The 19,408-nt window shown below is 67.1% G+C and carries 26 protein-coding genes; 15 read left to right on the plus strand and 11 right to left on the minus strand.

Annotation, left to right across the window (positions count from 1 at the left end; genetic code table 11):
• Positions 1-32 precede the first annotated feature (32 nt).
• Together ACY3GB_RS14115 and aac(6') are read left to right on the plus strand one after the other, a co-directional pair.
• A complete protein-coding gene (locus ACY3GB_RS14115; RefSeq protein ID WP_463089292.1) occupies positions 33-1,343 on the plus strand; it encodes a hemolysin family protein in 1,311 nt (436 codons plus the stop codon).
• Positions 1,340-1,780: an aminoglycoside 6'-N-acetyltransferase gene (gene aac(6'), locus ACY3GB_RS14120; protein ID WP_463089293.1), complete on the plus strand. Its 441-nt coding sequence runs from the start codon at positions 1,340-1,342 to the stop codon at positions 1,778-1,780. The genes ACY3GB_RS14115 and aac(6') overlap by 4 nt, the downstream gene beginning before the upstream one ends.
• A gap of 6 nt (positions 1,781-1,786) precedes the next feature.
• Here the strand turns inward: aac(6') and ACY3GB_RS14125 are convergent, their stop codons facing one another.
• The 4 genes from ACY3GB_RS14125 to ACY3GB_RS14140 form a co-directional block, all read right to left on the minus strand.
• Positions 1,787-2,782, minus strand: coding sequence for a S66 family peptidase (locus ACY3GB_RS14125; RefSeq protein WP_463089294.1), 996 nt, complete (start codon positions 2,780-2,782; stop codon positions 1,787-1,789).
• A 38-nt stretch (positions 2,783-2,820) separates the two neighbouring features.
• A complete protein-coding gene (locus ACY3GB_RS14130) occupies positions 2,821-3,267 on the minus strand; it encodes a GNAT family N-acetyltransferase (protein WP_463089295.1) in 447 nt (148 codons plus the stop codon).
• Positions 3,268-3,364: 97 nt separating this feature from the next.
• The gene (locus ACY3GB_RS14135) at positions 3,365-4,141 is read right to left on the minus strand and encodes a glycosyltransferase family 2 protein (RefSeq protein ID WP_463089296.1); all 777 of its coding nucleotides are present in this window, start codon (positions 4,139-4,141) and stop codon (positions 3,365-3,367) included.
• Positions 4,142-4,239: 98 nt separating this feature from the next.
• Positions 4,240-4,554 carry a hypothetical protein gene (locus ACY3GB_RS14140; protein ID WP_463089297.1) on the minus strand — a complete coding sequence of 105 codons (315 nt, stop codon included), beginning with the start codon at positions 4,552-4,554 and terminating at the stop codon, positions 4,240-4,242.
• Positions 4,555-4,631: 77 nt separating this feature from the next.
• On the opposite strand from ACY3GB_RS14140, the gene waaC reads away from it, so the two are divergent.
• Together waaC and waaA are read left to right on the plus strand one after the other, a co-directional pair.
• A complete protein-coding gene (gene waaC / locus ACY3GB_RS14145) occupies positions 4,632-5,591 on the plus strand; it encodes a lipopolysaccharide heptosyltransferase I (RefSeq protein WP_463090942.1) in 960 nt (319 codons plus the stop codon).
• On the plus strand, positions 5,588-6,847 hold the full coding sequence (gene waaA, locus ACY3GB_RS14150; RefSeq protein ID WP_463089298.1) for a lipid IV(A) 3-deoxy-D-manno-octulosonic acid transferase: 1,260 nt from the start codon (positions 5,588-5,590) through the stop codon (positions 6,845-6,847). Before waaC ends, waaA begins: the two co-directional genes overlap by 4 nt.
• 85 nt (positions 6,848-6,932) lie before the next feature.
• On the opposite strand, the gene ACY3GB_RS14155 is transcribed toward waaA, so the two are convergent.
• Positions 6,933-7,703, minus strand: a complete 771-nt coding sequence (locus ACY3GB_RS14155) for a transporter substrate-binding domain-containing protein (protein WP_463089299.1) — start codon at positions 7,701-7,703, stop codon at positions 6,933-6,935.
• Positions 7,700-8,431, minus strand: coding sequence for a chorismate--pyruvate lyase family protein (locus ACY3GB_RS14160; RefSeq protein WP_463089300.1), 732 nt, complete (start codon positions 8,429-8,431; stop codon positions 7,700-7,702). The genes ACY3GB_RS14155 and ACY3GB_RS14160 overlap by 4 nt, the downstream gene beginning before the upstream one ends.
• Before the next feature lie 139 nt (positions 8,432-8,570).
• Here ACY3GB_RS14160 and ACY3GB_RS14165 point away from each other — a divergent pair, with 139 nt between their 5' ends.
• The 4 genes from ACY3GB_RS14165 (at position 8,571) to ACY3GB_RS14180 (ending at position 11,479) form a co-directional block, all read left to right on the plus strand.
• The gene (locus ACY3GB_RS14165) at positions 8,571-9,173 is read left to right on the plus strand and encodes a CBS domain-containing protein (RefSeq protein WP_463089301.1); all 603 of its coding nucleotides are present in this window, start codon (positions 8,571-8,573) and stop codon (positions 9,171-9,173) included.
• Positions 9,174-9,262: 89 nt separating this feature from the next.
• A complete protein-coding gene (locus ACY3GB_RS14170) occupies positions 9,263-9,742 on the plus strand; it encodes a DUF1203 domain-containing protein (protein WP_463089302.1) in 480 nt (159 codons plus the stop codon).
• Between the two features lies 1 nt (position 9,743).
• Positions 9,744-10,619, plus strand: a complete 876-nt coding sequence (locus ACY3GB_RS14175) for a methylated-DNA--[protein]-cysteine S-methyltransferase (protein ID WP_463089303.1) — start codon at positions 9,744-9,746, stop codon at positions 10,617-10,619.
• A complete protein-coding gene (locus ACY3GB_RS14180; RefSeq protein WP_463089304.1) occupies positions 10,616-11,479 on the plus strand; it encodes a DMT family transporter in 864 nt (287 codons plus the stop codon). The genes ACY3GB_RS14175 and ACY3GB_RS14180 overlap by 4 nt, the downstream gene beginning before the upstream one ends.
• Here the strand turns inward: ACY3GB_RS14180 and ACY3GB_RS14185 are convergent.
• On the minus strand, positions 11,476-12,339 hold the full coding sequence (locus ACY3GB_RS14185) for a LysR family transcriptional regulator (RefSeq protein ID WP_463089305.1): 864 nt from the start codon (positions 12,337-12,339) through the stop codon (positions 11,476-11,478). The genes ACY3GB_RS14180 and ACY3GB_RS14185 overlap by 4 nt on opposite strands.
• 99 nt (positions 12,340-12,438) lie before the next feature.
• Between ACY3GB_RS14185 and ACY3GB_RS14190 the strand changes: the two genes are divergently transcribed.
• Positions 12,439-12,855, plus strand: a complete 417-nt coding sequence (locus ACY3GB_RS14190; RefSeq protein ID WP_463089306.1) for an EamA family transporter — start codon at positions 12,439-12,441, stop codon at positions 12,853-12,855.
• On the opposite strand, the gene ACY3GB_RS14195 is transcribed toward ACY3GB_RS14190, so the two are convergent.
• Positions 12,815-14,161 (minus strand): ATP-binding protein, encoded by a 1,347-nt coding sequence (locus ACY3GB_RS14195; protein WP_463089307.1) that lies wholly within the window; start codon positions 14,159-14,161, stop codon positions 12,815-12,817. The two genes, ACY3GB_RS14190 and ACY3GB_RS14195, sit on opposite strands and share 41 nt — an antisense overlap.
• Positions 14,162-14,164: 3 nt before the next feature.
• Positions 14,165-14,896, minus strand: coding sequence for an osmolarity response regulator transcription factor OmpR (ompR, locus tag ACY3GB_RS14200; RefSeq protein WP_046156030.1), 732 nt, complete (start codon positions 14,894-14,896; stop codon positions 14,165-14,167).
• Here ompR and ACY3GB_RS14205 point away from each other — a divergent pair.
• The 3 genes from ACY3GB_RS14205 to ACY3GB_RS14215 are packed head-to-tail and all read left to right on the plus strand — an operon-like array spanning position 14,888 to position 16,066.
• Positions 14,888-15,247, plus strand: coding sequence for a hypothetical protein (locus tag ACY3GB_RS14205; RefSeq protein ID WP_463089308.1), 360 nt, complete (start codon positions 14,888-14,890; stop codon positions 15,245-15,247). The genes ompR and ACY3GB_RS14205 overlap by 9 nt on opposite strands.
• Entirely contained in the window at positions 15,244-15,579 is a 336-nt protein-coding gene (locus ACY3GB_RS14210; RefSeq protein WP_021474928.1) for a hypothetical protein, read from the plus strand. Before ACY3GB_RS14205 ends, ACY3GB_RS14210 begins: the two co-directional genes overlap by 4 nt.
• Before the next feature lie 31 nt (positions 15,580-15,610).
• Entirely contained in the window at positions 15,611-16,066 is a 456-nt protein-coding gene (locus tag ACY3GB_RS14215) for a hypothetical protein (RefSeq protein ID WP_463089309.1), read from the plus strand.
• A 9-nt stretch (positions 16,067-16,075) separates the two neighbouring features.
• On the opposite strand, the gene ACY3GB_RS14220 is transcribed toward ACY3GB_RS14215, so the two are convergent.
• Positions 16,076-17,050 (minus strand): quinone oxidoreductase family protein, encoded by a 975-nt coding sequence (locus tag ACY3GB_RS14220; protein ID WP_463089310.1) that lies wholly within the window; start codon positions 17,048-17,050, stop codon positions 16,076-16,078.
• Between the two features lie 79 nt (positions 17,051-17,129).
• The gene (locus ACY3GB_RS14225) at positions 17,130-17,711 is read right to left on the minus strand and encodes a YqiA/YcfP family alpha/beta fold hydrolase (RefSeq protein WP_463089311.1); all 582 of its coding nucleotides are present in this window, start codon (positions 17,709-17,711) and stop codon (positions 17,130-17,132) included.
• 184 nt (positions 17,712-17,895) lie between these two features.
• Here ACY3GB_RS14225 and ACY3GB_RS14230 point away from each other — a divergent pair, with 184 nt between their 5' ends.
• The 3 genes from ACY3GB_RS14230 (at position 17,896) to ACY3GB_RS14240 (ending at position 19,369) form a co-directional block, all read left to right on the plus strand.
• The gene (locus tag ACY3GB_RS14230; RefSeq protein WP_463089312.1) at positions 17,896-18,303 is read left to right on the plus strand and encodes a hypothetical protein; all 408 of its coding nucleotides are present in this window, start codon (positions 17,896-17,898) and stop codon (positions 18,301-18,303) included.
• Between the two features lie 95 nt (positions 18,304-18,398).
• Complete coding sequence (locus tag ACY3GB_RS14235) at positions 18,399-18,854, plus strand: MarR family winged helix-turn-helix transcriptional regulator (RefSeq protein WP_463089313.1); 456 nt, start codon at positions 18,399-18,401, stop codon at positions 18,852-18,854.
• An 86-nt stretch (positions 18,855-18,940) separates the two neighbouring features.
• Positions 18,941-19,369 carry an organic hydroperoxide resistance protein gene (locus ACY3GB_RS14240; RefSeq protein ID WP_046156035.1) on the plus strand — a complete coding sequence of 143 codons (429 nt, stop codon included), beginning with the start codon at positions 18,941-18,943 and terminating at the stop codon, positions 19,367-19,369.
• Positions 19,370-19,408 lie beyond the last annotated feature (39 nt).

Here is a 19,408-nt window from a genome sequence, read left to right on the forward strand (position 1 = left end):
GCTAGTAGCTCCTCCGCTCCCCCGCTCTCATCGTGGAAATCCTGCTGCTGCTGGGCCTGATCCTGTTGAACGCCGTGTTCGCGATGGCCGAGATCGCCATCGTCTCCTCGCGCAAGGTCAGGCTGCTGCAAAAGGCCGAAGACGGCCACAAGGGCGCCCGCGCCGCGCTGGCGCTGGCCGCCGAGCCCACCCGTTTCCTGTCCACCGTCCAGATCGGCATCACCTCGATCAGCATCCTGTCCGGCGTCTACGGCGAGGCGGCGCTGTCCGAGCACCTGCGCGGCGCGCTGCTGGACATCCCGCCGCTGGCGCCGTACAGCAAGCCGCTGTCGGTGGCGCTGATGGTGCTGTTCATCACCACCCTGTCGCTGATCCTGGGCGAGCTGGTGCCCAAGCGGCTGGCGCTGCTGAACCCGGAACGGGTGGCGATGGCGCTGGCGCGGCCGATGCTGCTGCTGTCGCGCGCCAGCGCGCCGCTGGTGCAGGTGTTCAGCCGCGTCACCGACGGCCTGCTGCGCCTGCTGGGCGCGAAGAAGAGCGACGAGCCGTCCATCACCGAGGACGAGATCCGCACGCTGATGGAACAGGGCGCCGACGAGGGCGTGTTCGACCGCGCCGAGCAGGAGCTGGTGGAAAACATCTTCCGGCTCGACAACCGCAAGGCGTCGGCGGTGATGACGCCGCGCAAGGACGTGGTGATCCTGGACCTGGAAGACGGCCCGGAACGCAACCGCGAACTGCTGCTGGCCCATCCGTTCAGCCATTTTCCGGTCTGCCGCGGCGACACCGACCAGGTGATAGGCGTGCTCAACGCCAAGACCCTGCTGGACCGCCTGCTGCGCGGCGAGCCGCTGGACTTCGCCGCCGAGCTGTCGCCGCCGCTGTACGTGCCGTCCACCTGCTCGCTGATGCAATTGCTGGAGCAGTTCAAACAGGCGCGCAGCCACAGCGCGCTGGTGGTGGACGAATACGGCGAGCTGGAAGGCCTGGTGTCGATCAACAACGTGATGGAAGCCATCGTCGGCGATCTGCCGGCCATTGGCGGAGAAAGCGACGAGATCGTGCAGAGAGAGGATGGCAGCTGGCTGGTGGACGGCATGGTGTCGCTGGAGCATTTCCGCGAGTTCTTCGAGCTGGAGGCCCAGCTGCCCGGCGAGGCCGGCGGCAACATCCACACCCTGGCCGGCGTGATCCTGTACCAGCTGGGCCGCGTGCCCAGCGTCACCGACCGTTTCGAGTGGAACGGCTTCAGTTTCGAGGTGGTGGACATGGACCGCACCCGGGTGGACAAGATCCTGGTGCAGCGCCATCACCTGCCGCAGCCGGAGTTCGAGTCGATATGAGCATCGTCCTCGCCGCCTCCCATCCCGACGCCTGGCTGGCCCTGCGCGCCGCGCTGTGGCCGCACTGCCCGCTAGATGGACACCAGGAGGAAATCGACGCCCAGAACGCCGATGCCCGCCGCTGCGCGGCCTTCGTCGGGCTAGACGGCCGCGGAGACGCCGTCGGCCTGATCGAGCTCGCGCTGCGCGTCGATTACGTCAACGGCGCGTCCAGCTCGCCGGTGGCTTTCGTCGAAGGCCTGTACGTGGCCCCGGAGCATAGGCGCGCCGGCATGGCTGCCCTGCTGCTGACCGCGGCCAAGGACTGGGCCATCCGCCGCGGCTGCGCCGAGCTGGCTTCCGACACCAGCCTGGACAATCTGGTCTCGCAGCAAGCGCACCTGGCCCTGGGCTTCGAGGAAACCGAGCGCGTGGTGTTCTACCGGATGGCGCTGTAAACGCCCTCAGCGCGCCGCGCGCTGCGCCAGCCTGGCCTCCCCCTCACCGAACACCTCCAGCGTCGCCCAGGCGCCGTTGAGCAGGCTCCATTGCGGCGGCACGTGGCCGATGTCGGCATCCACCGCCACCGGATACGGCAAACCGTCCAAAGCCGCCCGCAACGCCCCCTCATAGCTCAAGGCATTGCCGTCGGACGCGTCCGGGCCGCTGCTGCGGCCCAACACCAGTCCGGCGAGGCCATCCAGCGCGCCGGACAGCCGCAGGCCCGCCAGGGCCCTCAGAACGCCGCAGGGCGCGAGCTCGCAGTTTTCCAGGTACAGGATGGCCGGCTCCGCCTTGAACGCGTCCAGATCGAAATACGGCGTCCCCTGCAGCGGCGCCAGCACGTCCAGGCAGCCGCCGATCAATCTGCCCTCCATTTTCCCGCTCCCGCCGTCCAGCAGCCGCACCCGGTTGGCGAATTGCCGCCCCGGCTCGTCCCAGCGCCAGTAACGGCCATGCTGCGCCTGCGCCGGCGGCATGCCGGTTTCCAGCGCCGCCAGCAGCGCCTCGTTGCCGAATGCCCGATCCTTCAGGGGCAGATCCATCAGATTGGGGCCATGCAGCGTGGCCCAGCCGGCGCGCAGCGTCAACGGCGCCATCAGCGTGGACACGTCGGAGAAGCCGGCCACCCACTTGGGCGGCAGCTCGGCCAGCGCGGCGAAATCCAGCCCCGGCAGCAGCTCGATCGCCCGCTCGCCGCCCCAGGGCGGCAGGATGGCGCGGATGCCGGGATCAAACAGGAAACGCCGCAATTCGGCCAGCCGCGCCGCGGAGGGCGCGCTGGCGTCGTGTTGCTCGCCACGCAGGCACTCGCCCTCCGCCACGCGGTAGCCACGCGCGCGCAGCTCGTTGAGCGCGTCGTCCAGCCGGCCATGCAGCTGCGGATGGACGCCGGAGGAAAAGGCGGTGACGGCGATGGCGTCGCCGGGCCGCAGCGGGGCGGGAAAACGGATGGGCATGCGTATGGTCCTCGAGCGTGTGGATAGGCCGGCCGCGCTCAATCCCGCCGCGGCAGATCGAGGGCGAAGGTGATGCCGGTGCTTTTCTGCTGGTAGCCGATGCGGTGGTAGAAGGCATGGGCCCAGGTGCGGTGGATGCCGGAGCGCAGCCGGATGCGCGGATAACCGCGCGCCTGCGCCCATTGCTCGCAAGCCTCCAGCAGCAAGCGGCCGATGCCCAGGCCGCGGCAGGCGGGATCGACGACGATGCCGCCGATTTCGACATAGCTGTCCGCTTGCAGCAGGTGGCCGCCGTGGCCGTGGATCCAGCCGACCACCTCGCCGCCCCGCTCCGCCACCCAGATCTCGTTGTCGACGGCGGCCCGCGCCGTGGCGTAGCGGGAGGCCAGCTGCTCAGAAGTAGTCGGATAGTCCAGATCGCCGCACAGCCGCGCCACCGCGTCGATGTCGGCTTCCGTCATGGTGCGGATGAGAATGGGGTTCATGTGGCCGGTTCCAAAGCAAAACCCCATGCTAAGGGAATCCGACCAGCAAACCAAATGTCATTTCGCGCCGCGCACCAGCCAGTCGCTCGGAAGCTTGTCAGCTCTTGTTGTTCAGCCGGCGGAGCTCGATCAGCTTCGCGTACTTGATATAGCTGTTGAAGCAGCCGATCGAGATGTGCACCAGGCCAGGCAAGCCGTCCAGGAAACCGCGGCGGACGAAATAGAACTTGAAGAAGCGCAGCAGCGGACTGAACAGCAGCTTGCCGGCGCCCACCTTCTTGCCGCGCTTGTACAGCTGTTCCGCCTGCAGCGAGGTATAGCGGTTCTGCTTGGATAAATAGAGCGCGATGTCCTCGCCGGACTCGTGCATCAGGTCTCCCCCCAGTTTTTCCACAGGCCCGTCGCAGATCACGTATTCGTGCACCGCGTCGTCGGACCAGCGCGCGCGGCGGCGATCGAACAAGCGCAGCGACCAGTCCGGATAGCCCTCGCCGTGTTTCAGGAAACGTCCCATGAAACGGTTGCAGCGCGGAAAGCGGTAGGCTGCGGCCTGTGGATTCACCAGCATCCTATTGATAGACAAGGACAATTCTTCGGACAGATATTCGTCCGCATCCAGGCACAGCACCCAGTCGTGGCTGGCCTGACTGACCGCGAATTGCTTCTGCGGACCGAATCCCAGCCATTCCTGGTGGATAACTTTAGCCTGATAGGCGGAAGCTATTGCCAATGTGCTATCGCTGCTGCCGGAATCCACAACCACGATCTCGTCCACAAAGCTCAAGCTCTGCAGACATTGTTCCAATTGTTTGCCTGCATTCTTGGTGATAAGCACCGCGCTGACTGCTACTCGCATCTGTTCATGTATTCCCATTTATAAAATGATGAAACTGGTAGAAGGCTGCTTTTTTATGTGGATAAGTGAATTTATCCTTTAACTTTCAATACATTGAAGCATTTCAAAACCTGTTGTCAGGCGTGCTCGCAATCGGGTGGCCAGTTGTGGATAACTTCACCGGTTTCTGCAGACCCATGGTTGTCCACAGTTGTTGGGCCGGTTTTGCAGACTGCCTTGTGCACGACTTTTTTTGCGAACAGTATGGCCTGCCTCAGCGGTTTTTCATTAACGCAACTATAAAATGATGAAACTGCTGAAGGTGCCATTTTGCTGTGGACAATTGCTAAAAAAGCCTTTGCTTCATAGGTTTGTCCTGTTGATAGGCATTGGATTATTGCATAGAGCAATGGCAGGGCGGATTGTGGATAAATCAGGCCGGACTTATTCACAACCACTTATCCACATCCCGTCACGAGGGATTTTACGTGGTTAACCACAGCCCCGCTCGGGTACAATGCGCGCCATGATGAATGTGCTGATTGTGCGCACCTCGTCGATGGGCGACCTTATCCACACTTGGCCGGCCATCACCGAGCTGAAGACGCATTACCCGAATATCCGCCTGAGCTGGCTGACCGAGGAAAGCTTCGCCGACATCGCCCGCCTGCACCCGCAGGTGGACGAGGTGCTGACGCTGAGCTGGCGCAGTTGGCGCCGTCGCCTGTGGCAGCCGGCCGCCTGGCGCGAGTTGAAGGCCCTGAAGCAAAAGCTGCGCGACGCGCGTTTCGATCTGGTGCTGGACAGCCAGGGCTTGCTGAAGAGCGCGATTCCCGCCCGCTGGGCGCGCGCGCCGCTGGCCGGGTTGGGTTGGGGCAGCGCGCGCGAAGCCTTGGCCAGCCTGTTTTACGACAAGAAGCACAAGGTTTCCCGCAAGCTGTCGGCGATCGCGCGCAACCGGCTGCTGTTCGGCCTCAGCTTCGGCTACGAGCCGGAAGGCCAGCCGCGATTCGGCGTCCGGCCCGGCGAGCGGCCCAGCTGGATGCTCAGCGGCCGCTACGCGGTGCTGCTGCATGCGACCAGCCGCGCCTCCAAGGAATGGCCGGAAGCGCGCTGGGTGGCGCTGGGGACGGCGTTGTCGGCCCATCACGACATGGTGACGGTGCTGCCCTGGGGCAGCGACAAGGAAAAGGCGCGCGCCGAGAGGCTGGCCGCGCAGCTGCCGGCCGCGGTGGTGGCGCCGAAGATGAGCCTGGGCGAAGCCGCCGGGTTGTTGGGCCACGCCAGCGCGGTGATAGGCGTGGATACCGGCCTGGTGCACCTGGCCAACGCGCTGAACGTGCCGGTGGCCGCCATCTACACCGATACCGATCCGCAGCAGACCGGCGTGGTGGAAACGCCGTGGGCGACCAATCTGGGCAATATCGGCCAGTGTCCGACTGTGGACGAAGTGCTGGCGGCGCTGCAATCGCGGCGGGACTGGACATGAGCTGGCAGCTGGCGCTGTACAACGGCCTGTGGCGCGCGCTGACGCCGCTGGTGCGGCGCTATCTGAAGAAGCGGGCGCGCAAGGCGCCCGCCTATCTGGAGCATTGGGACGAACGTTTCGGCGGCGCCCTGTCGCCCAAGGCCACCGGCGCGATCTGGATCCACGCGGTGTCGGTCGGCGAAACGCGCGCCGCCCAGCCGCTGGTGGCCGCGATGCGCCGCGAGTGGCCGGACGCGCCGCTGCTGCTGACCCAGATGACGCCGACCGGCCGCGCCACCGCCGAGCAGCTGTATCCGGACGCCGAGATCCGCTACCTGCCCTACGATTATCCACAGGCCGCCGCCGATTTTCTGCGCGCCTACCGGCCGCGCTGCGGCGTGTTGATGGAAACCGAGATCTGGCCCAATCTGATCCACGCGGCGGCGGCGCAGCGCGTGCCGCTATTGCTGGCCAATGCCCGATTGTCGGAAAAATCGCTGAACGGCTATCGCAAGATCTCCGGCCTGATTTCGCCGGCCTTGGCGAAATTGACCGCAGTTGCCGCACAAACGCCGGAAGATGCTGAGCGTTTGACGAAGTTGGGCGCACGGAATGTTTCGGTCTGCGGCAGCAGCAAATATGATATCGACGTGCCGGAAGCGCAACGTCATCTGTCCGCCGGCTTCCGCGCGCGCGCCGGCGGGCGGCCGACGCTGCTGTGCGCGAGCACCCGCGACGGCGAGGAAGCGCTGATTCTGGACGCCTGGCAGTCGGCCGGCGACGCGGTCGGCGATGCGCTGCTGGTGCTGGTGCCGCGCCATCCAGAACGCTGGGACGAGGTGGAGAGATTGGCCGCCGAGCGTGGCCTGAAGCCGCAGCGCCGCAGCGACGGCGCCGCCATCGCCGCCGACGCCCGGGTATGGCTGGGCGACAGCATGGGCGAGATGTTCGGCTACCTGGGCGCCTGCGACGTCGCCTTCATCGGCGGCAGCCTGCTGCCTTACGGCTGCCACAATCTGATTGAGCCGGCCCAGATGGGCGTGCCGGCGCTGTTCGGCCCGTCGGTGTTCAATTTCCAGCAGGCCGCCGCCGATTCGCTGGCCGCCGGCGCCGGCCGCCAGGTGGGCGACGCGGCCGAACTGGTGTCGACGGCCCTGGCGCTGATGGCCGATCCGGCCGCCGGCGAGGCGATGCGCCAGGGCGCCGCGCGTTTCCGCGACGCCCACCGCGGCGCCAGCGAACGGATGCTGGCGCTGGTGCGCCAGGCCATGCCTTGATTGGCGCCCGCTAATAGTCTGTTTTCGGACCGTGCGGCCCGAAAATGAAAAACCGCCCTTCCGGGCGGTTTTTTCATGGCTGGCGTCATTGTCCCAGCCATTTGGCGGACAGCCGGGCGAAGCCGCCGTCCTGCATCCGCTGGCTCAGCCATTGGTCGACCCAGGCTTTCCAGCGCCAGTCGTTGGGCAGCAGATAAGCCTTTTGCGAAAAATCGAAAGGCTTGTCCGGATGGACGGCGCACAGCTCCGGATGCAGCTTCTGCTGGTAGCGGGTTTCCACCGCATCGGTCACCATCGCGTCGGCCTTGCCGTCGATGATCTGCTGGAAAATGCGGTTATTGTCGGGGAAAACCGTCAAGCTGGCATCCGGCAGACGTTGGCGGGCGAAGCGCTCGTTGGTGCCGCCGGGGTTGACCACCAGCCGCGTTTGCTTGCGGTTCAGCTGTTCCAGGGTCTGGAAGCGCGCCGCGTTGTCGCAGCGGGCGATCGGCGTCTTGCCGTCGTTCAGGTAGGCGGCGGAATACAGCGCCTGTTTCTGCCGCTCCAGGCTGATGGAGATGCCGCTCATCGCGATGTCGAACTTGCCGTCGCACTGGTCGCGCATCAGCGTCGGCCAGCTGGTGGCCACCAGTTGCAGCTTCACGCCCAGCGCGCGCGCCAGGTCCGCGGCCATGTCGATGTCCAGGCCGCGGTATTCGCCGCTGGCGGGGTCCAGCCTGCTGAACGGCAGGTAGTCGCCGGTGGTGCCGACGCGCAGCTCGCCGCGGGCGAGGATGTCGTCCAGCCGGTCGGCCTGGGCGGCCGGGCTCAGCAGCAGCGCCGCCAGGCAGGCGGCGGCGATCGCAGGGGCCTTCATCGGCTGCCTTCGCGCGGGTTCAGGGGGAAGGCGAACAGATCGCGGCGGTAGGTTTCCACCACCAGGCTGAACGGCGTGTTGCCGTCCTTGTACAGCACGGCGCGGTGCTGCAGCACCTGTTCCGGAATGTCCAGGCCGCGCTTGGCGTCGCCGGCCGGCAGCGGGCGGGTTTCCCAGCCCTGCGGCAGCGGTGACCACAGCAGCTTCGCGCTTTCGGTGCGGCGGGTGAAGTCCAGCGCCTTGACCGCGGCGCCGAACGGGGTGTCGGTGGTGTCCAGCAGGCGGTTCATCTCGGCGGTCAGCCGCGACGGCACGTACCAGTTGTCTGCCTCGGACAGCACGCGGTCGCCGCAGGCCAGCTGCACCCGGCGGTAGCCGATGGGCTCGTCGGCGCCCACCTTCAGCTGGCGGCGGATCTCGGCGTCGGCCGGCTTGCGGGTGGCGGTGTCGCGCAGCGCGCGGATGCGGGCCTCGGCGGCCAGCTTGTGCTCGCCGCACCATTGCTGCAGCGTGCGGGTGGCGCTGGGGTTGCTCAGCAGGGTGGCGTTCAGCGTCTGCAGCAGCGCCTGCGCCTTGACGCGGGTGTCGGCGCTGTCTTGCCAGCCGGGATGGGACCAGGCTTCGGCCTGGGCCTGGCCGGCCATCAGCAGCGCGGCGGGCAGCATCCAGGCCAGCGTCCGTTGGCGAACTCTGACGGCATGCTGTTGGTGGGTGGCGTTATGCTTCATGGATCTTTACAAAAGTAGAACAAACATACTAATGAGGCCAATAGTAAACGCAAAGTTCCGCTAAGTTGAAAACAGGGTCGACCGCACTGGGCGGGCCGGCCCGTTGTCGCCTTTTCGAGTCGCCCTGCGAGGAGCCGTCATGGCTAAAGATTTTTCTCCCTTGCCCACTCTGACTCTGCCGCGCACCACCGACCTGGTGAGACTGGACCAGCGGCCCCATCCGCCGATAGGCGTGGACAGTCCGGCGTTGAGCGTGATGACCGACCTGAAGCTGGTCAATCCGATAGGCATACGCGGTGATGCCGATCTGCGCGAAGCCCACCAGCGCATGGTCAGCCACGGCATCCGGCTGCTGTTCGTCCACGACGACGACGGCAGCCTGCTCGGCCTGGTCACCGCCGTCGACCTGCTGGGCGAACGGCCCATCCAGTGCATGAAGGAGCACGGCAAGCATTACGCCGATATCCAGGTATCCGATGTGATGACGCCGCGCGGGAGGCTGGACGCGTTGAGCCTGGCCGACGTGGCGGCGGCCAATGTTGGCCAACTGGTCGCCACCATGCAGCATCTGGGCCGCCAGCACGCGCTGGTGGTGGAAGTGAATCCGTCCAACGGCCACCACGAGCTGTGCGGCTTGTTCTCCACTTCGCACATGGCGCGCTTGCTGGGACAGCCGCTGTCCTTCATTCGCGTGCCGCAGGCGCTGTCGGAGATCCAGTACTCGCTGCTGCACGCCGGCTGACAGGGAAGCGGGAACGGCAAGAATCGGGTCGCCGCCGGGCGCGCGCCGCCATAGACTTCGGACATCGCAATGATACGAAGGAGAGCGCCATGGCCTGGCAACTCGAAACCCTGGACCCGGCTTTCGTCGAGCGCGCGCGGCGCGAAGGCGTCGACGCGCTCGGCCAGCCGGTGCGGCGGCTGACGGCGGCCGGCGGCGAACCGTGCCGCGACGCGCTGCGCCGCGCCCGCCGGGGCGAGGCGCTGATCCTGGCGAGCTACAGCCCGTTCCGCCAAACCGGGCCCTACCGCGAGTACGGGCCGGTTTTCCTGGCCGGCGAGCCGCAGCCGTCCGCCTTGCCCGGACTGTCGGCGCTGCTGGGCCGAGCCGGAGATAAGGCCTACCTCGGCGACGGCGTGGCGCTGCGCGCTTACGACGACGGGCAGACCATGCTGGAAGCCGCGTTGCTGCCGACTGGCGAGGCGGAGGCGATGCTGGCGCGCTGGGAGGCGCGGCCGGAGATCGCGTTCGCGATGCTGCGCTTCCCCGCGCATGGCTGCTACGCGCTGCGGCTGAACCGGAGCGAGTGAAATGGACGCCCTTTTGCATGCCGACGAGGAAGCCGGCCGCGACTACGCCCGCGTCTGCGACGCGATCCGCTACCTGGTCGCCCATGCCGGCGAGCAGCCGCAACTGGCCGATGTGGCCGCCGCGCTTTATTTGTCGGAATCGCGGCTGCAGCGGCTGTTCAGCCGCTGGGCCGGCGTCAGCCCCAAGCGCTTCATCCAGCAGCTGACCTGCGAGGCGGCCAAGGCGCGGCTGGCGGACGGCGCGCCGCTGCTGCCGCTGTCGCACGAGCTGGGCCTGTCCGGCAGCAGCCGCTTGCACGACCTGTTCGTCACGCTGGAGGCGATGACGCCCGGCGAATACCAGCAGGGCGGCGCCGGCCTGGACATCGCCTGGAGCGTCGAAGCCACCCGTTTCGGCCCGGCGCTGCTGGCGCAGACCGCGCGCGGCGTGTGCGCGCTGCAGTTTGTGTCCGGAGACGAGGAGGCGGAGGCCTGGCTGCGCGCGCAATGGCCGCGCGCCGCGCTGCGCCACGTTCCCGGCCAGGGGCGCGCGTTGTGCGGCCGCTTGTTCGATCCGCTGGCCGAGGCGGGCGGGCCGCCGCTGGCGCTCAGGGTGCAGGGCAGCAATTTCCAGATCCAGGTGTGGCGGGCATTGCTGGCCGTGCCCTACGGCGGCCTGCTCAGTTACGGCCAGCTGGCCGGAAAAATGGGCCGTGCGGGCGCCGCGCGCGCGGTGGGCAACGCGGTGGGCGCCAATCCGGTGGCCTGGCTGATTCCCTGCCACCGGGTGATCCGCGCCGAGGGCGCGCTGGGCGGCTACCGCTGGGGCGAGGAGCGCAAGCTGGACCTGATAGGCTGGGAAAGCGCGCGGCTCAGCCGCGAGGAGGCGACGGCGTGAGCGGGCAGCGGCGGGAGTTCGCCTGGCTCGCGCTGCTGGCGGCGCTGTGGGGCGGGTCTTTCCTGTTCATGCGCGTCGCCGCGCCGGCTTTCGGGCCGCTGCCGCTGATCGCGCTGCGCGTCGGACTGGCTGGCTGCCTGTTGCTGCCGCTGCTGTTGTGGCGCGGGCAATGGAAACTGTGGCGCGGCAACTGGCTGCCCATTGCCGTGGTCGGCGTGTTTTTCACCGCGTTGCCGTTCAGCCTGATCGCCTGGGCGCAATTGTCCTTGTCGGCCGGCATGGCCTCGGTGCTGAACGCCACCACGCCGCTGATGACCGCGCTGTGGGCGTGGCCGCTAGCCGGCGAGCGGCTGTCTTCGCGGCGGGCGGTGGGCCTGGTTTTGGGCTTGGCCGGAGTGTTGGCCTTGATGGCCGGCCATGGCGCGCGCTTCGAGGTCCGCTCGCTGGCGCCGGTGCTGGCAATGCTGGGGGCGACCGCCAGCTACGGCTGGGCCGGGCATATGGCCAGGCGCTGGCTGCCCGGCATGCCGCCCCTGGTGACCGCCTGCGGCGGCTTGGCCAGCGGCGCGCTGCTGATGCTGCCGCTGGCGTGGCATGACTGGCCGGCGAGCCCGCCGCCGCAGAAAGCCTGGATCGCTCTGGCGCTGTTGGCGGTGTTTTGCACCGCGCTGGCCTATCTGATTTTCTACCGGCTGATCAACCGGCTGGGCGCGACCCGCGCCAGCGGCGTCACCTATCTGGTGCCGGTGTTCGGCGTGCTGTGGGGCGCGCTGTTCCTCGGCGAAGCCATCGACGCCGCGATGCTGCTGGGCGCGGCGCTGATCCTGGCCGGCGTGTTGGCGCTGAACGGGCGGCGCTAGGCGGATAGCCGGCTCAACTCGTGGAAGAACAGGCGGCTCAAGCGTTCCAGGCCGGAGTCGTCGCTTCGTTCCTTTCGGCGATACAGGGCAAGCGGCACCGAGGGCAAGGGCGGCAGATAATCATCCGGCAACGGCGCCAGCCTGCCGCCGACAGCATTGGGCAGCAAAGCGCCTACTCCCAAGCCTGCTTCCAGCGCGGCCTGGACGGCAAGCTGGCTCGCGCTTTCGAATACGATGCGGAATGGCCGCGCGCTCAGGCGCAGCGCGTCCAGCATGGCGTCGCGCCAGCTGCATGGCGCGGAGAACATCACCAGGGGCAATGTATTTCCTTCCGGCATGCGCCCGTCCCGCGCCATCCAGCGCAATGGGCATTCCACCACCCACTTCGGCGTTTCACTCAAGCCGCATTGCAGCGGATTGGCGATCAGCAGATCCAGATCGTTCCGGCGATAGGCCTCGCTTAGCTCGGTTTCCATCGCGGCCCGCACTTCCACTCGCAGCGATGGATGAACGGCGGAAAAATCGGCTAGCACCTGAGGCAGATGATGACTGATCACATCTTCGATCAGGCCGACCCGGCAGCGTCTTGGCTCCATGGCCAGAGCGCCGGGCACCATCTGTTCGGCCAGAGAGACGATGCGCTCGGCGTAGGGAAGCAGTGCCTGGCCGGCCGGCGTCAGCGTCACGCCGCGGGTGGAGCGCTGCAGCAGGGTCTGGCCGCAGTGCTGTTCCAGCTTGCGCAGCTGCAAGCTCAGCGCCGGCTGGGTCCGTCCCAGTTCGAGGGCGGCGCGGTTGATGCTGCCGAGGCGGGCCACGGCCGCCAGCGCGCGCAGCAAGGCGGTATCGATGTCGCTGGTCATATGAATTGCTTATAGCAGTTGCCGGATTTTCCAGTCTACCTATAGCGGCGGCGAATGTTTAGCATGGGTCCGACTGTGAATCGCCGCAAGGAGAGGAAAATGTTTTTCGCCGCGTTATTGCTGGCGGTGGCCGGCTCCGTCGTCTACCACCTGTCGATCAAGCAGCTGCCGCAAGAATTGAACCCGTTCTTTTCGCTGGCGGTCAGCTACGGCCTGGCGATGTCGCTGTGCCTGGCGGGCATGTGGTGGCTGCCGGCGGGGCAGCGCGGGATGTCGGCGCTGAACTGGAGCAGCCTGGGCGTGGCGCTGGGGATACTGGGCATCGAGATGGGTTTCCTGCTGGCCTACCGCGCCGGCTGGAACCTGGGCTACGCGGCGCTCAGCTCCAATGTGCTGAGCACCGCCTTGCTGCTGCCGATAGGCTATTGGCTGTTTCGCGAGAACCTGTCGCCGGGCAGGCTGGCCGGCTTGGGGCTCAGCCTGGCTGGCTTGTGGATGATGCTGCGCTTTCGCTGAGCGCCTCGCCCAGCGGCAGGCGGATGGCCACCTTGAAGGCGCCGTCCTCGTCGGTCAGCTCCAGCGCGCCGCCGTGCTGCTTGACCACCCGCGAAACGATGGCGAGGCCGAGGCCGCTGCCGCCGTCGGTGCCGCGGTGCTCGGCCAGCCGCTCGAACGGCGCCAGCGCGGTTTCGCGCAGCGCGGCCGGGATGCCGTCGCCGTGGTCGATCACGCTGAGCATGGCGTCGCCGCCGGCTTTCTCCAGCCGGATCACCACCGGCGGACGGCCGTAGCGGCGCGCGTTCTCCAGCAGATTGCTCAGCAGCCGCTCCAGCGCCAGCGCGTCGGCCTTGAGTTCGATCTCGTCGCGGATGTCCAGCCGCGCGTCCATGCTCTCGCGGCGGAAGCGGGCCACCACGCTGGCGGCCAGATCGGCCAGCGCCACCGGCTCCAGCCGGCTGGTTTCCTCGGCGCGGGCGAAATCGATGAACTGGCGGACGATGCGCGACAGCTCGTCGATGTCGGACAGCATGTCGTGCTGGTCGGTGCTGGCTTCCTGCATTTCCAGCGTCAGCTTCAGCCGGGTCAGCGGCGTGCGCAGGTCGTGCGACAGGCCGGCCAGCATCAGCCGCCGCTCGCGCGCGGCGTTGTCCAGCGCCTGGGCCATGCCGTTGAAGTTGTGCGCCAACAGCTGCATCTCGCGCGGGCCGGTTTCCGGAATCGCCTGCGGCATCGAGCCGCTGGCCAGCTGGCGGCTGGCCTGCACCACCTGGCTGATCGGCCTGGTGATGCGCCAGGCCAGCAAGGACGCCAGCAGCGTGGCGAACAGCGCCGCCAGCAACGACGCCTGCAGCATCGGGCTGATCATGCGGTCGCGGTAGCGGCCGAAGGGGATCACCAGCCAGTACGGCTGATCCAGCACGTGCACGTGCACCCACAGCTCGCTGTGGTCGGCCCGGCGCGCGTAATGCGCCTGCACCGGCTCGTTCAGGTCGTGCGACAGCCGCTGCGCCAGCATCGCGCCGATCTTGGGCAGATCCTCGCTGAACTGCTGGCCGCGGTCGGCGTTGAACGGCAGCAGGCTGGGCAGCCCGGGGCGGTTGTAGTTGTCGAGGAAGGCTTGCCGCTCCTCCTCCACCATGCCGGTCATCGAGTCCTCGAGAAAGGACAGCGTGTCCAGCACCTGGATGTACAGCTGCCGCTCCAGCAGTTTGTGGCGCTCGTTGTTGGCCAGCCAGATGGTGAACAGCTGGGTAGTGATCACCACGGTGACCACCAGCAGCGCCAGCCGGAAGAACAGGGAGCCTAACAGCTTGCGTAACAAGGCTTACTCCCTGGGCGATCCATCCGGCACGAACACGTAGCCATAGCCCCACACCGTCTGGATGTAGCGCAGCTGGCTGTCGCTTTCGCCGTTTTCCAGCGCCTTGCGCAGGCGCGAGATGTGCACGTCGATGCTGCGGTCCAGCGATTCGCCGTTGCCCTTGCCCAATGCCAGCTCCATCAGCTGTTCGCGGGTCAGCGGGCGGCGCGGATGGCTGACCAGCACCGATAGCACCGCGAATTCGGCGCTGGTCAGCGACACCGGCTGGCCGCCGCGGCGCAGCTCGCGCTGGCCGAGGTTGAGCACGAATTCGCCGAACTCCACCACGTCGTCGGCGTCGTGCAGCGCGGCCAGCGCCGGCGTGGTGTGATGGCGGCGCAGCACCGACTGGATGCGGGCGGTCAGCTCGCGCGGATTGAAGGGCTTGGGCAGGTAGTCGTCGGCCCCCATTTCCAGGCCCAGGATGCGGTCGATGTCCTCGCCGCGGGCGGTCAGCATGATCACTGGCAGCGATTCGCCCTGGGCGCGCAGCCGCCGCACCACCGCCAGGCCATCCTCGCCCGGCATCATCACGTCCAGCACGATCAGGTCGGGACGGTTGCGCGCCAGCTTGCGGTCCAGGTCCTTGGGATCGGGCAGCGTTTCCACGATGTAGCCCTGCTGGGTCAGGTAGCGGGTCAGCAGTTCGCGCAGCTTGGCGTCGTCGTCGACGACCAGGATTTTATTGTGTTCCATATGCTGTTCCTTAGTGTTCCGGCTGCCAGCTTAGCGCGGCATGGCGCGCGCTGGGGCGCCTTGTTTTTACAGATGTTAAGCCGCCACGTCGCGATACAGTCGTTAACAATTGTGACGTTCTCGTTGACGTCCGCGCAAACGCTTGCGCTTAAGCTGGAACAAATGGCCGGCGCGGAAGCCGTTTCAAGCGGGAAATATGCAATATTTTCATATCTCTGGCCGAATCTCCCCCTACCGGACAATCGATCGCTGCGACGCCGACCCGCATCCGATGCCTTGCCGGTCCTGCGTTTCGCCGCCTTGAGCGGTGATGGCAGCGCGGTCAACAGACAGGATAGAATATCGACATGAAGCGATATCTGATCATGCTGGCGCTGGGCGGCCTGCTGGCGCAGCAGGCCGCGCTGGCGCAGCATTTCCCCGGTCCGGGACCCGGCAGGCATGCCGAGGGCCGGCCGTCGGCGCGCGGGTGCGACGGCGATCAGTCATGCAACAACCGCCGGCTGCGCAATCTGCGTCAGCGCGAAGCCGCGCGCAACGGCGACATCGGCTTCGATCCGGTCCAGCATCAGTCCAGCCGTCTGCTGCCTCCGCCGGACGATCATGTCAAATCAGTACCCAGCAAGCCCAATTTTTGGCAGGATAAACGCCGGCAGGAGCAGATGCAAAACCAATCCGATTGATTTCGACGTCCGCTGGGGAAAGGACAGGGCGATGACGCAAGGGGGAAAGCGCGGCGCAAGCCTGGGAAGGCGGGCCTCGGCGGGTTTGCTGTTGTGCGGGCTGTTCGCTTTTCCGCTTGCCGGATGGGGAGCCAAGGACGACTGCGCCGACGCGGTCGCGCCCCAGCGCTGCCAGGCGCATCTGCAGGGGCTGCGCAGCTGCCTGGATCTGCCGGATGCCAGGCGCAGGGCGTGCCTCGCCTATTACACCCCGCCTCTCGGCTGCCAGCGCCAGCGCGACGCCAAACGCTGCGAAGCGCTGTTGGCGGCGCAAGCGTCGTGCGAAGGCATGCTGGGCGCGCAACGCCGCGCCTGCGTGGACGAGCGCCTGCCGTCGGCGCCTTGCGCCGCGCGCGGCCTGCGGTCCTGCGCGGCGGACGACGCGGCCTGCGGCGCCGGCCGCCGCCGGGACGGTTGCGGCCGGCCGTCGTTGCCGCTGGTCGAATAGCGCCCGCAATCAGGGCTGCAGGATGACCGAGCCGGTGGTGCGGCGCGCTTCCAGATCGCGGTGCGCCTGCGCGGCCTCCGCCAGCGGATAGCGGTGCGACGGCGCGAGCTTGACCGTGCCGTCCAGCAGACGGCGGAACAGCGCGGCGGACGAGGCCTCCAGCTCGGCGCGGGTGGCGATGTAATCGCCCAGCTTGGGCCGGGTCAGGAACAGCGAGCCGCGCTTGGTCAACTCCAGCGGCGCCAGCGCCGGCACCGGTCCGGAAGCGTTGCCGAACGTCACCATCATGCCGCGCGGGCTCAGGCTGTTCAGCGAGGCCTCGAAGGTATCCTTGCCCACCGAATCGAACGCTACCGGCACGCCCTTGCCGCCGGTGATCTCGCGCACCCGCGCCGCCACGTCTTCCTCGCGGTACAGGATCACATGGGCGGCGCCTAGGCCGCGGGCGATCTCGGCCTTGGCTTCAGAACCCACGGTGGCGATGACATGGACCCCCATCGCCGACAGCCACTGCAGCGCGATCTGGCCGACGCCGCCGGCGGCGGCATGCCACAGCACGGTCTGGCCTGGCTGCACCGGGAAAGTGCGCTGCACCAGGTATTCGACCGTCATCCCCTGCAGCATCGCGCAGGCGGCGGTTTCGTCGGACACGCCGTCCGGCAGCTTGACCAGATGCTCGGCGGCGATCAGCCGCTCGGTCGAATAGGCGCCCAGCGGGCCGCCGGCATAGGCGACGCGGTCGCCGGGCGCGAGCCCGGCCACGCCCTCTCCCACCGCTTCCACCACGCCGGCCGCCTCGCTGCCCAGTCCGCTGGGCAGCGGCAGCGGATACAGGCCGCTGCGCTGGTAGGTGTCGATGAAATTGACGCCGATCGCGCTATGGCGCACCCGCGCCTGGCCGCGGCCGGGCGGGCCGATTTCCGCATGCTGCAGGCGCAGCACTTCCGGGCCGCCGGTTTCGGCGAAAACGATAGCTTGGCTCATGGCGTTTCCTTTGCGAGTGGATGGCATAGTCTGCGCCCGGCCGCGCCGGACCGGCAAGCGGAGGCGGTTCGACAGGGCGTCAAGCCTGGCTGGACAGTCGCCGCCGCGCCCAGGCGACCACCTCCGGCAATACCTTGGGCCAGTTGTTCAGCCGGTGGTCGTCGCCGTTGAATACAGCCTGCCGGCTATGGCGGTAATGGACGGCCGCTTCGCGCCAGTCCAGCGTCTCGTCGCGGCTGCCCAGCAGCAGCCAGTAGCGGCCGGCCGTCGGCGCCGCCACACGCTGCGACAGCAGGGCCCGCAAGTCGTCGTCCCCCAGCGTGTAGACCTCGCCGGTGTAGGGGTTGGTCTGTTCGCCGCGAAAGCGCTCGAGATCGCGGTCCGGGCGCACCGCGGGATTGATCAGCGCGGCCGGGCGGCCGCGCCGCTCGGCCAGATGGGTGGCGTAGAAACCGCCCAGCGAACTGCCGATCAGCAGGGTGTCGGCCGGCAGGCCGGACACCAGTTCGTCGGCTTGGCGGATCGCTTCGGCAGGATGCGGCGACAGCCGCGGGCAGTGCAGGACGATGTCGGGCGCGTGCTGGCGCAGCCAGGCCGCCGTTTCGCCCGCTTTCAGCGATTGCGGGCCGGAGTTGAAGCCATGGAGATAAACGATGTGCATGATGGACGCCGGTGTGAAGTGTCTCGATGGTACGACGCCGGCTGAGGTTTGTCTCTGCGGCAAGTGCTTAATTTCGTTGTAAATCTCGAGTAAAAGCTTGCAACCAGAGGCGATGAGCCATTGTCATGCCAGTGGGTGCAATGCTCAAATAGCCGCAAAATCCAACTACAAGAGGAGAACCACAATGACCACCCTTCCGGTAGGCGGCCCCACCGTTGCTCCGCATTCGCTGGAAAGCCTGATCGTCGCCTGCGGCTACCTGCAGCACAGCGCGCTGCTGTTCGCCGAGGACATCAACGACGACCTGGCGCTGATCCGCTCCGGCTTTTGTCCGCGCCACCAGGTGCAGCTGGACGCGCTGGGCGACATGCGGGTCAGCCAGGAAGTGCACGAGGAAGTGGACGCGCTGTTGCAGGACAGCCATACCCTGCGTTTCGCATTGCACGAGATGTTGATGCAGTTCGGCCCCGCGGTGTGCAACGAGCCGCTGGCGCGCGTCATCCTGCAGGGCGTGCGCAGTCTCGGCGATTGGCACCAAGTATGCCGCTCGCTGGCCGATCTGGGACGCGGCCCGGTGCGGGTGGCGGCCTGAGCGCGGTTCCGCGCCCGCCTAAGGCGGGCGCAGCAAGGCCTGGTTCGCTAAATGAATTGCTTGCAATTAAATAGTGCACTATTTATTATGCGGACATGGAGCAAGAAAACATTTGTCCGCCGCCGGACGCGCTGCTGAAGCTGGACCAGCAACTCTGTTTCGCGCTGTACTCCGCCTCGCTGGCGATGAACAAGGTGTACCGCGACAGCCTGAAGCCGCTGGGCGTCACGTATCCGCAGTATCTGGTGTTGCTGGTGTTGTGGGAACAGGACGAGCGCTCGGTGTCCGACATCGGCGAGCGGCTGTATCTGGACTCGGCGACGCTGACGCCGCTGCTGAAGCGGATGGAGACGGCCGGCTGGCTGGAGCGCAAGCGGCTGTCCAGCGACGAGCGGGTGGTGGTGGTCAAGCTGACCGAAGCCGGACGCGCGCTGCGCGGGCAGGCGGAGCGGATTCCGTTGCAGTTGTTGTGCCGCAGCGGTCTGCAGCTGGATCAGATAGCCGGTTTGCGGCAATCGCTGTGCGATTTGCGGGACCAGCTGCTGCAATGAACCCGTCAGGGTTTTGATAATTAAGTAGTGCACTATTTAATAGCATATTATTTCAATCGCAACGACGATACGCCAAGGAGAGCCAGATGAACCCACTGCAGAAAGTACTGTATACCGCCGAAGCCACCGCCACCGGAGGCCGCGACGGCCGGGCCGAATCCAGCGACGGCGCGCTGGCCGTGAAGCTGAGCACGCCGCGCGAGCTGGGCGGCGCGGGCGGCGACGGCACCAATCCGGAGCAGCTGTTCGCGGCCGGCTATTCCGCCTGCTTCATCGGCGCGCTCAAGGTGGCCGCGCAGCAGGCCGGCGTGCGCCTGCCGGCCGAGGTGTCGGTGACCGGCAAGGTGTCGATCGGGCCGATCGCCCACGGCTTCGGCATCGCCGCCAAGCTGGCGGTGTCGCTGCCGGGCGTCGAGCGCGAGGCGGGTCTGAAGCTGATCGAAGCCGCGCATGGCATCTGCCCCTACTCCAACGCTACCCGCGGCAATATCGAAGTGGAGCTGACGCTGGCGTAAGCGCCGCGAAGGGAAAACAGCGGGCCGCTCCGGCATTCG

This window comes from Chromobacterium sp. Ag138 (assembly GCF_055181315.1).